Here is a 12,702-nt window from a genome sequence, read left to right on the forward strand (position 1 = left end):
GCTTGTGTCTGGTCGTGAATCCCTCGCTAGTCCACCATCGAATCTGCTTTCAGGGTCTCGGGCAAGGCTCCGCTCATAGGTGTTCCTTATTGCTCGCTATCGGGAGGTTGCCTTGCCCAGGTAAGCCTGGCGGACACGTTCATCATTCAAGAGCTGTCGGGCGGGCCCCTCCAGACGGATCAGGCCGTTCTGCAGCACGTACCCGTAGTCGGCGATGGACAGGGCCAGCTCGGCCTGTTGCTCGACCAGAAGGATGGAGATGCCCAACTGGTCGCGAAGGGAGGCGATCTGCTCAAGCACCTGGTCGACCAGCTTGGGCGAGAGACCCATGGTCGGCTCGTCCATGCATATCAACCGGGGATGGCTCATCAGGGCCCTGCCGAAGGCCAGCATCTGTTGTTCGCCTCCTGAAAGGGTGCCGGCCTGCTGCCCACGACGTTCGGCCAGGCGGGGGAAACGCTCATATATAGCATCCAGATCCTGCTCGATCTGACTGCGTTCCCTTTGGGTGTAGGCGCCCATACGCAGGTTCTCTTCCACGCTCATGGCGGCGAAGACCCTTCTCGCCTCAGGCACCGAGGCGATGCCGGAACGGACCCGATCCTTGGTGGGGGTGTGGGTGATTTCCCGTCCATCCAAACGGATGGTTCCCTTCTTAGGAGCCAGCAGGCCCAGGATGGTCTTCATGGTTGTGGACTTGCCTGAAGCGTTTCCGCCAAGGAGGGAGACGATGCCGCCTTGGGGAACGCGAAGACTGACATGGTCCAGGGCCTTGACCGGGCCATAGCTCACATCGACGGCATCCAGGGAGAGCAATGTTCGATCTTCCTCGGCGGTTGGCTTCCCCTCGCTGTCAGCATGGACATCAGCTTTGGGCTTCAGCCCGGTTCCTGCACTGCCGTGATCCTGCCCATCGATCTGTTCTGCAGCAGTGACCGGGGCCAGGGCGTTCTGCCGGGCCAAGACATTCGCCTGCCCGTTCATGGGGGCATCGTTGCGGGGTCTGCGGTCACCCAGGTATGCGGTGATGACGCGGGGATCGGCACTGACCTGCTTGGGAGGTCCGGAGGCGATGATCCTGCCGCCGTCCATGGCGATGACCTGATCGCACAGTGCTTCGATCAGGTCGATCTTATGCTCGACCAGGAGCATGGTCTGCCCCTGGGCCTTGAGTTCCAGGAGCTGCTGCAGCACCTCGGCAGTCTCCGACTGGTTCATTCCTGCCGTGGGCTCGTCCAAAACCAGGATGTCGGGGGAGCTGACGTGGGCTCTGGCTATCTCGGTGCGTCGCCGGTTGGCGTAGGAGAGTGTGTAGGCGGCCTGGGTGCGATGTTCCTCCAGGCGCTCGCTGAATCTGTCGATTTCGGACTGGACGGCCTTGCGCTCGACGACCGCCTCCCTCCGGCAGGCGGGACCGGGCACCAGCGTCAGCCAGGTCTGCGTGAGCAGGGGGATCCATCGCAGGATGGGCCACCGCTCCAGGCGGCGAAAGGGCCTGCGGGCTTCCAGGTGTCTATGGAATCCTACGGCCACATTCTCCTCAACACTCATGGTCGGAAAGACCCTGCCGTTCTGGAAGGTGCGGGACACCCCCTGCTCGGCCATGTCCGTAGCGGGCAGGCCGGTCACGGTGCGCCCCTTAAGGCTGATCTGGCCCGAGTCGGGCTTGAGAAAGCCGCAGATCAGGTTGATGGTCGTGGACTTGCCTGATCCGTTGGGGCCGATAATGCCTATCACCTGGCCGGATGCCAGATCCATGTTCACGTCGGCCACTGCCTGCAGTCCCTGGAAGCTCTTGCTCAGATTGCGCACGCTGAGCAGGGGCTGATCAGCATTGTCGCGTACAGGTTCGGGATTGTGCCGGCTGTCCGTCATCATGCCCTCCTTTTGGTTGAGAACAGACCCTGTGGTCTGCAGATGATGAAGATGATCAGGACGAGTCCGTAGGCCATGATTCTCACCTCGGGCAGGATGCGCAGCAGTTCGGGGGCGCCTACCAGGATCAGGGAGCCGATCACGGCTCCTGTCGGGGACTTCATGCCGCCCAGGACGATGATGGTCAGAATCAGGGTCGACATGGTCGGGTTGAAGAGGGTCGGATCGATGTAGGTGTACTGGTGCGCCAGCAGGGCGCCTGCGATACCCGCCGATCCGCATGCCAGGGCGTAGGCCAGCGCCTTGTAGGCCCCTGTCCTGATCCCCAGGGACCAGGCCGCTTGTCCGTCCTCGCCGATGGCTTCGAAGACGTGGCCCAGATGTGAGGACCTGATCCGAGAGATCACTGCGAGGACCAGAAGAAGGATGATTAGATCCAGTAGGTACTGCATCTGCTGGGTGTAGAGCGGCTTGCCCAGGAATGTTGGCAGGGGAATGCCCTGCAGCCCTAGCGAGCCCCTGGTCAGAGGTTCCCAGATGCGGATGATGGCGACCATGACTGCTCCCACCCCTATGGTGGCGATAGCCACATAGTGGCCACTGAGCTTCCAAACCGGGAATGTCAGCAGGGACGCAGCCAGAGCGGCGATGACGGCCGCACCCAGCAAGGAGAGCATGAAGGGCCAATGCAGACGCATGGTCAGCAGAGCCGAGGCGTAGGCCCCTACGGCCACAGGTCCCGCCAAGCCCAGGATGGTCTGCCCGGCCGAGCCCGAGATCAGCGTCAGGCCCACTGCGGCAATGGCATATATGGCAACCTGAGTTCCGATGCCGGCCAGATGGTCGGAGAAAATGAAGGGGGTAGCCAGGGCGGCTGCTGCAAGGCCGAGGTTGGCCCAAAGCGGCAGTCGGATGGGTCTGGCGGCTTCCGGGAGTGTTCCGGTCATGGGCTCCTTGCCCATGTCTGCCTTGCGTCCCAGGAATCCTGAGGGCTTGAGGATCAGAACCAGCAGGAGGGTGCCGAAGGTGATCAGATCATGCACGCCATCGCCAAAGAGTCCTACGCCTACGGCCTCGGCCAAACCCAGCACCAGGCCGCCGATGATGGCTCCGGGGATGGAGCCCAGCCCGCCGATGGCAGCGGCCACGAAGGCCGTCATGCCGATGGCATTGCCGTCCATGGGGTTGATGTTCGTCTTGAACAGACCGATGAAAATTCCGGCGATACCAGCCAGGACCGAGCCGATAACGAAGGCTATGGTGCGAATGGAGGTGACAGGCACCCCCATCTGCAATGCGGCCTGGGAATCCTGGGAGGTGGCCCTGATGGCCTGTCCGGTCCTGCCGTAGGTCAAGAATGCCCAGAGCGCAGCCATGCTGGCCAGGGCGACCAGACCCATGACCAGGTCGGAGGTGCCGAAGCTGATGCCTAGCGCATGCAGGTTGTGGGTGGGCAGCAGCTGGGGGAAGGCCCTGGTCTGAGAGCCGAAGATCAGCTGCATCCCGTTATCCAGGACCTGTCCCAGGCCAACGGTGCCCAGGAGGGCTGCAATTGGCTGCCGGCCCTCCAGGGGGATGATGACCAGGAGGTTGGTGACCAGACCAACCAGGCCTGTGACCAGGACGACAGCCAGAATGGTGGGGATGAGCCCCCAGCCTAGGGTGGAGCCCACCCACCATCCTGTCATCATGCCGACCGCTACCAGTGACCCTTGTGCGAAGTTGGCCACATTGGTCACTCCGAAGACCAGGGACATGCCCACTGCGGCCAGGGCGTATACGCCGCCGTGGATGAGTCCGGAAAAGAGCGTCTCGACCATGATCGCTGATCACTCCTCGATCTGTTTGAATTTGCCCTGATCCACCTGAAGGAGGATGGGCTTGATCGTATCCGCCCGTCGAGTCTGGGTGTTGAACTGGAAAGTCCCTCCCTGGCCTTGGTAGAGCGGGAAGTCCTTGACTTTGCCTAAGGCCTCCTGGATGCCCTCCCTGGTGGGGCTGGTCTTCTCTCCCGCGTAGGCCAGGTCCATGATGGCCTGGTAGGCAGTGATTTCGAAGTTGCCGGGGACGGTGTGATACCGGTCTTCAAAGCTCTTGACGAAAGCCTTGGCCTTCGCATCCTTGGTGCCTGTCGCCGAGAAAACGCCGGTGATGATGGCTCCTTGGGCATTCGCTCCAGTCAAGGAGAGGAACTCCTTGGTCTCCTGACCGCCGAAGAAGGGTCCCTTATAGTCCAGTTTGTCCCGCAGGGTGTTGGCGATCAGCGCCCCGTCTGGCCCGTAGCCGATGTCCACCACCGCCTCGGGGGCAGCATTCTTGGCCGGGATCAGTATCGGGGTCAGGTCCGTGGAATCGGGCAGATAAGAGGACTGGTAGACGATCTGCACCCCGAGCCGTTCCGCAGCCTCCTTGAAGTATTGGTAGGATTCCTTTCCCCAGTCGTTCTCTATATAGACGACGGAGATCTTCTTGGCTCGTTTGGACACCGCTTCAGCATTCACTTCCTGGTAGGTCTTCTGCGATATCTGAGGTGTCCATACATGGTCACCAGAATTCGTGAAGGTCGGCGAGGAGTTGTTGAAGCCGTAATGGACCAGTCCAGCCTGCTGGAAGATGGGCGATGCGGCTGAGGAGGCCGGTGAGGAGTAGTCGCCCACAACGGCGATGACTGACTTGTCGGAGGCGATCTTTGGGGCGACGGCGGCATCCTGTTTGGCATCTGATTGGGTGTCGTAGTAGTCGATGTCCAAGCGCTTGCCCTGTATTCCGCCCTTCTTGTTGACCTGGTCCTTGGCTAGGTCAAAGCCCTGCTGGAACATCTTTCCGTACTCGGCGTAGAGACCGGTCTTAGGGTAAATGGCAGCGACGGTCACATGATCCGACGATCCTGCAGAGGAGCCCTGGTCGCCTCCCAATCCGCAGGCTGGCAGCGCTCCTGCCATGGCCATGGTGATCATGAGGGCAACCATTGCCCTGATGGTGCCACGATGCCGCCGGTGCTGTTTTGATGTGATGACCATGATGTCTCCCTTGGAGTTTTACGGTTGATGTCGGTGGGTTGTTTGCGGTTTCAGAGTTCCTTGGGGGCCCGGGTTCCGCTCAGAACGCGCAGGGCCTGCTCGTCGGCGGGCGTGGGAATGGTGCATGAGGGTGCCAGGAGGAAGGGATGGCCTTGACGAGCCTGGATGGTCTGGTCCAATTCCTCGCGGATCTGGTTCACATCGCCGCCTGGGTTGAAGAGTTCGAAGTCGGCTCCGCCAACGGGCACGGCAGGAAAGTCGGTGCTGATTTCAGGATTGCCTGAACGGAACTGGTCCCAGTGGAGAAAATCGGGATTCAGATCGGTGAATTCTTCGGGATGGGCATCCTCCCGGCAGGTATGCACCAGGACCAGGGCTTCCGGATTGGCCTGTCTGACCGCTTGAATCACGATCCGGTCATAGGGCTTGGCCCATTCCTCCAGCTGTGCCTGGTTGAAGTAGCCATGGCTGGCCAGACCGGTCTCGGCGAAGAAGATGCCGTCCAGACCGGATCCGCCCTGCTCCTTAGGGCTGACCAGCAGTGTTGCGTAGTCGGCAAGGGTTCGGGCGATGTTGTCCAGCGCCTGCTTGGCCGCCTCGGGCTGGTCGAAGATCAGCGTCTGTCTGTTCAGATCCCTGTCATCCTCCTGCGCGGAGCCCTGCCCCTCGGGATAGAGGGGGAGATCAGCCAACAGAAGGAGGACCGAGAGCGGGGAGAAGACCGTGTCGATGACTGCGCGGTCCTCCAGGCCGTCTCGGATAGCCCTGGCGGCCTGGATCTGTTCTTGGAGCACCTTGTTGGTTTCGGGGTCACGATAGTCGATGCGGGCGATGTCCCCTGCCTCTTGGACGGCTGTGCGGACAGTTCGCGGAATCAGCCAATCATAGTGATCCCTGTCGTAGACCGCATCCCAGACCTCGGCGTAGTAGATGGCTCTTGGGTTGATCTTGACCCAGTCCCAATCCCACTTGCGAACGAAGCCCAAGGTGGCTGCGGCAAAATTCTCGGCACCGTACTCGTGCCCGATGTGGTGTTGCCAGGCCGAGGTCAGCCAAGCTTGATTCCCCTGGCCATGGGCTATCTGGTGGAACTGGGTTCTTCTGTCTTCTGTCATTGCTGCTCATTTCCTGGTGCGTGTCCTATGGACGCCTGGTCAGGTGTCCAGATATTTCCGGTACTCTTCCTCCGGAACAGGGCTTTGGAGATTCCCCTTTCCAAAGCCCTTGTCACATAAAACCCCCAGGTAGCAGGCCGGTCAACGACCCGCCATATAGGTAATATCTATCGCCGCTAATCGTCCCCTGGCCTAGTGCGGGTCTTGGAAAAGCTATAGGAAAAGCTGATAGGGTGGTCGGACCGGACTTTGCAGCCGTCTGGATGCGGTCTTGATTCCCCCTATGATCATGGCTAATTGGTCGCTGCCAAGGTTGGTGGGCAGTCCCGGCATTGCTCCTGCCCGGGAAAGGCCCTCATAAGGGGACGATGATACAGTGAATTGCATGTCTGACGTATCCTCCAGAGACACCATTCCAACCTTCGCTGATATCACCACTGTGGGTGTGGGCGGGAGCATGGCCGCTTTCGTTCAGCCTCGAAGCCGTGTGGGCATGATCGAGGCTGTGGAGGGCGCGGATTCCAAGGGGTTGCCCCTATGCCTGATCGGCGGGGGGTCCAACCTGCTGGCCTCCGATCAGGACTTTCCCGGCGTGGTTGTGCGTGACACCCTTCAGGACATCAGCGTTCCCGACGAGGTGGCTCCGCCTGAGGGCGGCGTTCCCGCCGTTCACATCAACGCCACCGCTGGGACCAACTGGGATGATCTGGTCTCATACTGCGTGCGTATGCATCTGATCGGGGCAGAGGGTCTATCCGGCATCCCTGGGACTGTAGGAGCCTCGGTGGTCCAGAACATCGGTGCCTACGGCCAGGAGGTCGGACGTCTTGTCGACTCGGTCGAGGTCTGGGACCGCCAGGACAAGGTCACTGCCTATCTGAGAGCCTCGGATCTCGATTTCGGGTACAGGGCCTCCCTGCTCAAGCAGACCATGTATCAGGCGCCGGCTGTGCCTGATGCACGGTTCTTCCCCACGCCGCGCTACGTGGTTCTTTCGGTCACCCTGGTCCTGCGACACGGATCAGAAGCTCGGGTGGGTTCGGCCCAGTTGGCCAAGGCCCTGGGCGTGGAGCCCGGAGCAACCCTTCCCCTGGAGCGGATTCGCCAGGCGGTTCTCACCGTCAGAGCAAGCAAGGGGATGTTGGAGGACCCCTACCGGTATCTGACCAAATGGATGGGATCATGTCGTCGAACCTCCGACCTGGAAGAGGCTCTGGAGGCGGTCCAGGATGACCTTCACGGTCCTAGGGGCGAGCGGGTGCTGCTTGACCGCCACAGCTGCGGGAGCTTCTTCACCAATCCGATCATCAGCCCTGAGGCCGCGAATGCTCTGCCAGCGGATGCCCCGCGCTATCCTGTCGAGGGCGCGGCGTTGGTCAAGACCTCAGCGGCCTGGCTGATCGATCATTCAGGCTTCCACAAGGGATTCGCCTTGGAAGAAGGGTCGGCAGCCGCACTGTCCGACGTGCACACGCTGGCCTTGACCAACCGGGGAGGTGCTCGCTCAGACGACATGGTGGCCCTGGCCCGTGCCATCCAGAAAGGCGTGGATTCCACCTTCGGCATCCGCCTGATTCCCGAACCCGTCACTCCGGGTATTGATTTGGCCTGGTAGCCCCTGCCCCCCAAGCCTCGTTTCTTCAGACCCTCAGATCGATGCAAAGATCTGAGGGTCTGTTTTTTAAAAAGTGCCATCAACTATGCCAGGACAAGCAACAGCTGGCAACATATTCCTCTGCCATCCCTCTATCACATAGTTTGAAAACGTCAAAGGACCAATCGGACCGTCACTCGCGTGGGCGCGGGTTGAGACAGGCCTGTCGGATCCATCAGTCCTGGTTATGGAAGGAATGGCATGGCGGTTTCCCACGACATAGCGGTCAGCGGCATCCGTCCCGGCAAGGTCCTCCTGGTCGGCGAGGGTATGGGGCTCTTCGCGGCTGGCGAGGAGGGGCCCTGCAGCGAGGTCGGGTCTTTCAGCGCCTCGGTGGCTGGTGCGGAGCTCAACGTGGCTATCGGCCTGGAGCGGTTGGGCCAGCATCCGGTCTATATGACTCGCATAGGCCAGGATCCGATAGGCGAACGAATCCTGTACTTTATGCGGCAGAACAGCCTGGACACATCCTTGGTCGGCAAGGACTCCACCCGATCCACTGGTTTTATGATGAAGTCCAAGGTAGAGCAGGGAGATCCCAAGACTTACTACTTTCGCAAAGGATCGGCGGCTTCGGCTTTGGGGCCGGCCGATGTCAAGGCCATCGACTGCAGCGGCATCTCGCTGATGCATATGACCGGAATCCTTCCGGCGCTTTCGGAAAGCGCCCTGGAAGCCAGCAATGCGCTGGTTGAGCTGTCACGGGCCAATCAGATCTTCGTTTCCTTTGATCCCAACGAACGTCCGGCTCTTTGGAAGAGCGACAAGCAAATGAAGCAGACGCTCCTGTCCTTAAGCGCCAAGGCTGACCTGGTGCTTCCAGGCATCTCCGAGGGCAGGCATCTGTTCGGGCTCGACAATGTCCGCGATATCGGTCAGGCTTTCATCGACAATGGCGCCCGTTATGCGGTGGTCAAGGACGGGCCCGATGGAGCATATGCGACGGACGGTCACGAAGGTGTCTACGTTCCTGGTTTCAAGGTTGATTCGGTAGTGGACACAGTCGGTGCCGGCGACGGCTTCGCAGCCGGCGTGTTGTCGGCACTGCTTGAAGGTCGACGCATGTCCGAGGCGCTGGAACGCGGGTGTGCTGTTGGTGCCATGCAGACCCAGGTGGTATCCGACAACGAAGGTTTGCCCACCAAGGCCCAGTTGACTGACTTTATTGCCGGACACCAGCGGGCGGCAGCCAGACGGATTGGCTGAGCCGGTTTATCCGGGCAGCAATCAGAAGCTCTCCATAGACCAGCGATGGATTCGATTCCACAAGTTCAGTTCCACAAGAGAAGGAAGCAGGCATGAGCGAGTTTGACAAGACGGACACATCGGAGGACCGGATCGGATTGATCGATCTGATCAGAACAATCAAAGTGGTCCCCCTGGTGACCCTGCATTCACCCGAGGAAGCGGTTCCGCTGGCCAAGGCCCTGGCCTCCGGCGGGGTGCCCATCGCCGAGGTCACTTTCCGATCGGCTGCCGCCCTGGACGGGATGCGGGCTATTCACGACCAGGTGCCTGAGGTGACCCTGGTGGCGGGAACTGTGCACACGGTCGACCAGGCGCGCCAGGCAGTGGAGGCAGGTTGCAAGGGTATCGTCTCCCCGGCCTTCAGTGATGCTGTGGTCGACTGGTGCATGGGCTCCCGGATACCGGTCTTGCCTGGAACGGCGACTCCCAGCGACATTGAGAAAGCCTATGATCTTGGTCTGCGTTTCACTAAGTTCTTCCCAGCCGAGGCTTACGGCGGCATCAAGACCTTGAAGGCGCTCTCCGGTCCGTTTGCCGAGATGAGCTTCCTGCCCACCGGAGGAGTGGGGTTCGGGAACGCTCGGGAATACATCGACCTGCCCAACGTCTTTGCTGTGGGCGGGAGTTTCCCCGTACCGTCCCAGGCCCAGCGCCAGGGCGACTGGAAGGCCGTCGCTGATGCCTGTGCCCAGGCCAGGCAGGTTGTGCAAGGCTGAGTGTCTGAATCCCGGGCCGGTCATCGGTCGCCAAGCTCGATGATCTGGCCGGATCTTCCGCATGGGCGGGAGGCAGACGGACGGAAAGGAAGCATTGTGGAAAGATTACAGGAAGCAGTGGCCGTGCATCTGGGGCTGACCAATGCACAGGCAGCTCAACGACCCATCAAGATCATCCAGTTCGGTGAAGGAAATTTCCTCAGGGCATTCGTTGATTGGATAGTTCAGCAGCTCAACAACAAGGGCTTGTTGGATGGGAACGTAGCAGTGGTGCAGCCCCTTGAAAACGGCAGAGTCCAAGCCCTGGAGGACCAGGATCGGCTCTATACAGTCATTCTGGAAGGTCTTAAGGATGGACAGCCCGTCCGCAGCCACGAGCTGATTGACTCTATCGGCAAGACAGTCAACCCCTACCAGGACTGGGAGGGGTTCCTGGCTCTGGCGGATGACTCTGATACGCAGATCATCATCTCCAATACCACCGAAGCAGGAATTGCCGTCAACGATGGGGATAAGGTCACAGACCAGCCGCCATCGGGATATCCGGCGAAGTTGGCTCACCTGCTCAAGCGCAGGTTCGACAGATCCATGCCAGGCTTCCTGATTATGCCCTGCGAGCTTATCGCGGACAACGGTCCGGCCCTGCACCGGGCTCTGGTAGATGTGGCCAAACGGTTCGGATGGGGTAAGGACTTCATTGACTGGCTTGATCGGGAGAACACTTTCGTATCCACGCTCGTGGATCGGATAGTCCCCGGCTACCCGCACGACGATGCACAGGAGCTTTGGAAGAAGCTGGGCTACGAGGACCAGAACATGGTCAAGGCCGAGCCCTTCCTGCTCTGGGTCGTGGCCGGCGACCAGACCGCCCAGCGCAAGGTTGATGAGCTGCTCCCCGCCCGGAAGGCCGGAATCGACCTGGTGACCTGCGATGCTGTGCAGCCTTACCGTGAGCGCAAGGTTTATCTGCTCAATGGTCCTCATACCACCATGGCTCAGGTGGCTCGGCTGGCCGGATTCAAGACTGTAGGACAGGTCATGGGCGATAAGACCATGCGCTCTTTCATCACCCGCGAGATGGAGGAGGAGATCATCCCCGTCCAGACCCTGCCCAAGGAGGAGCTGGAGAACTTCGCCGCTGCGGTTCGTGAGCGTTTCGACAACCCCTTTGTCCAGCATTCTCTGGATTCCATAGGGCTGAACTCGGTCTCCAAATTCGTTTCACGCCTTCTCCCGCTGGTTACGGCAAACGTAGAGCAGGGGTGCGGGCTTCCGGAACGCATCGTCCTGGCGCTGTCCTGCCTCTTGTGGATTTATGGCGGCAAGGCCGGTGATGCTGTGAAGATTCAGGATGATCAAAAGGTCATCGATGCCTTCCATAAGGCTGCTGGTCAGGATGACTTTGTCAGCCGGATTCTTTCTGATGCCTCCGTCTGGGGCCATGACCTGACCAGGATCGCAGGGTTGGCGGAGGCTGTCCGGAAGAACTTGGACGATTTGGCCGACCGGGGCGTCCAGCCCCTGATTGACCGATTGGCATGAGCCAACAGTGCGGACGAGGGATCAGTTCCTGCCAAGGGGCGGTTTGATTCTCGCATTTACAAGTCTGCCGGCTTTCCAAGGTTGAAAGAGACTTCCCTCAGGGCATGGTCCTGACGGGAACAATGAATACGTGTCTGATGCCAGACCGGGTTTGCGATTGACCCAGACTGGCATCAGACACTTGCTTATTGTTCAGGATTTCTGCTGATGCATCTTCGGTCTGCTTCATCTTCAGGTCTGCTTTGCGTCGGTCGAGACTTGTCTCGACCGATGAGACCAAGCAATAAGCTGCGAAAATGGCGGCAATGAGAAAATAAAGCCCCCTTGCCGAGCAGTACGACAAGGGGAGCTTGTTTATTTTCTGCTTCATCAGCGGTTGTAGCGGTAAGCGTCCCAGACTCCAAGCAGATACTGGATGCCCATGGCGCGGTCATAAAGGCCGTAGCCCGGGCGCGGTCTGCCGGCCTCCGTGTTCTCGCTCCACAAATGCCGTCCGTGGTCGGGGCGGATGTAGCCCTGATAATCGGCCTCGGCGTAGGCCTTCATGATGCCGACGGTGTCTACGTTCCCCTCACAGGCGCGGTGGCCCACCTCGTAGAATGAGCCCTGATCGTCGGTGAATCGGATGTTGCGCACGTGGCTGAAGTAGATCCTGTCCATGAAGGTCTTGACTGCATCCACAGCGTCGTTGCCCCTTCTGGAGGAGAAGGATCCAAGGCACAGGCACAGTCCGTTGCAGGGGCTGGGATTCAGATCCAGCACTCGCTGGATCCCCTCCTTGCTGGAGACCACACGCGGCCAGCCGAACAGGTCGAAGGCGGGGTCGTCAGGATGGACGGCCAGCTTGACCCCGTAGCGCTCGCAAGTGGGGATCACGGCATCCAGGAAGTACTTGTAGTTGGCGTACATCTGCTCGTGGTCCATTCCCTGATAGGCTTCCATCAGTTCAGGCAGATGGGCAAGCCGTTCAGGTTCCCAGCCTGGCACAGTCAGGGATCCGGCCCCTTTCAAAGTTTCGTCGATGATGCCCTGGGGGCTGAGCTGGTCCACCTGGTGCTGGTTGTAGTAGAGGGCGGTGGACCCGTCTGGGCAGGGGTGGAACATCTCCGTGCGCAGCCAGTCGAAGACCGGCATGAAGTTGTACGTGACGACTTTGACCCCTGCCTTGCCCAGGTTGGCTACGGTCTCGATATAGGCGTCAATGGCTTGGTCGCGGCTCATTCCCAGGACCGTCGAACCGGTCTTGATGGACTCGTGAACGTTGACCGACTCAACCACGTCGGCGTTGAAGGTCTTGGTTATGCCTGCCGCCCTATCCCTGGCAGACAACTCGGTGATTGCCGCCATGGCCTCTTCGATTTCGTTCGGCTGCCAGACCTCGCCGGCCTGTTTATGATGAAGGGACCAGACAATGGTCTCCACCCCCGGAATCTGACGAATGTCATCCAGGCTGATGGTGTCGTTGCCCTGGCCATACCAGCGGAATCCCATGTGCATGATGTTCTCTCCTTACATTCGAATCGGGCGGACCC

Annotated in this window: 9 protein-coding genes; 4 read left to right on the forward strand and 5 right to left on the reverse strand. The window is 60.1% G+C overall.

Going from position 1 to position 12,702, the window contains the following annotated elements; all coding sequences use genetic code 11:
• Positions 1–96 precede the first annotated feature (96 nt).
• From ACGG9J_RS06440 to ACGG9J_RS06455, 4 genes are read right to left on the reverse strand one after another with little or no spacing between them, the layout of a single operon-like run.
• Positions 97–1,878 (reverse strand): ATP-binding cassette domain-containing protein, encoded by a 1,782-nt coding sequence (locus ACGG9J_RS06440; protein ID WP_390134647.1) that lies wholly within the window; start codon positions 1,876–1,878, stop codon positions 97–99.
• The gene (locus ACGG9J_RS06445) at positions 1,875–3,695 is read right to left on the reverse strand and encodes an ABC transporter permease (RefSeq protein ID WP_390134649.1); all 1,821 of its coding nucleotides are present in this window, start codon (positions 3,693–3,695) and stop codon (positions 1,875–1,877) included. Before ACGG9J_RS06445 ends, ACGG9J_RS06440 begins: the two co-directional genes overlap by 4 nt.
• 9 nt (positions 3,696–3,704) lie before the next feature.
• Positions 3,705–4,895 (reverse strand): ABC transporter substrate-binding protein, encoded by a 1,191-nt coding sequence (locus tag ACGG9J_RS06450; RefSeq protein WP_390134651.1) that lies wholly within the window; start codon positions 4,893–4,895, stop codon positions 3,705–3,707.
• Positions 4,896–4,945: 50 nt separating this feature from the next.
• The gene (locus tag ACGG9J_RS06455; RefSeq protein WP_390134653.1) at positions 4,946–6,010 is read right to left on the reverse strand and encodes a uroporphyrinogen decarboxylase family protein; all 1,065 of its coding nucleotides are present in this window, start codon (positions 6,008–6,010) and stop codon (positions 4,946–4,948) included.
• 385 nt (positions 6,011–6,395) lie between these two features.
• Here ACGG9J_RS06455 and ACGG9J_RS06460 point away from each other — a divergent pair, with 385 nt between their 5' ends.
• From ACGG9J_RS06460 to ACGG9J_RS06475, 4 genes are all read left to right on the forward strand, one after another.
• Positions 6,396–7,625: an FAD-binding protein gene (locus ACGG9J_RS06460; protein ID WP_390134656.1), complete on the forward strand. Its 1,230-nt coding sequence runs from the start codon at positions 6,396–6,398 to the stop codon at positions 7,623–7,625.
• A gap of 240 nt (positions 7,626–7,865) precedes the next feature.
• On the forward strand, positions 7,866–8,870 hold the full coding sequence (locus tag ACGG9J_RS06465; protein WP_390134658.1) for a sugar kinase: 1,005 nt from the start codon (positions 7,866–7,868) through the stop codon (positions 8,868–8,870).
• A 92-nt stretch (positions 8,871–8,962) separates the two neighbouring features.
• Positions 8,963–9,628, forward strand: coding sequence for a bifunctional 4-hydroxy-2-oxoglutarate aldolase/2-dehydro-3-deoxy-phosphogluconate aldolase (eda, locus tag ACGG9J_RS06470; protein ID WP_390134661.1), 666 nt, complete (start codon positions 8,963–8,965; stop codon positions 9,626–9,628).
• Between the two features lie 96 nt (positions 9,629–9,724).
• Complete coding sequence (locus ACGG9J_RS06475; protein WP_390134663.1) at positions 9,725–11,170, forward strand: tagaturonate reductase; 1,446 nt, start codon at positions 9,725–9,727, stop codon at positions 11,168–11,170.
• Between the two features lie 369 nt (positions 11,171–11,539).
• On the opposite strand, the gene ACGG9J_RS06480 is transcribed toward ACGG9J_RS06475, so the two are convergent.
• Positions 11,540–12,667 (reverse strand): mannonate dehydratase, encoded by a 1,128-nt coding sequence (locus tag ACGG9J_RS06480; protein ID WP_390134665.1) that lies wholly within the window; start codon positions 12,665–12,667, stop codon positions 11,540–11,542.
• Positions 12,668–12,702: the final 35 nt, after the last annotated feature.

Source organism: Bifidobacterium apicola (assembly GCF_042846865.1).
GTDB classification, from domain to species: domain Bacteria; phylum Actinomycetota; class Actinomycetes; order Actinomycetales; family Bifidobacteriaceae; genus Bombiscardovia; species Bombiscardovia apicola.

Bases quoted from the DNA above. Each gene is read 5' to 3' on its own strand.
- ACGG9J_RS06440 (WP_390134647.1), bottom strand. From the start codon at position 1,878: ATGATGACGGACAGCCGGCACAATCCCGAACCTGTACGCGACAATGCT.
- ACGG9J_RS06445 (WP_390134649.1), bottom strand. From the start codon at position 3,695: ATGGTCGAGACGCTCTTTTCCGGACTCATCCACGGCGGCGTATACGCC.
- ACGG9J_RS06450 (WP_390134651.1), bottom strand. From the start codon at position 4,895: ATGGTCATCACATCAAAACAGCACCGGCGGCATCGTGGCACCATCAGG.
- ACGG9J_RS06455 (WP_390134653.1), bottom strand. From the start codon at position 6,010: ATGACAGAAGACAGAAGAACCCAGTTCCACCAGATAGCCCATGGCCAG.
- ACGG9J_RS06460 (WP_390134656.1), top strand. From the start codon at position 6,396: ATGTCTGACGTATCCTCCAGAGACACCATTCCAACCTTCGCTGATATC.
- ACGG9J_RS06465 (WP_390134658.1), top strand. From the start codon at position 7,866: ATGGCGGTTTCCCACGACATAGCGGTCAGCGGCATCCGTCCCGGCAAG.
- eda (WP_390134661.1), top strand. From the start codon at position 8,963: ATGAGCGAGTTTGACAAGACGGACACATCGGAGGACCGGATCGGATTG.
- ACGG9J_RS06480 (WP_390134665.1), bottom strand. From the start codon at position 12,667: ATGCACATGGGATTCCGCTGGTATGGCCAGGGCAACGACACCATCAGC.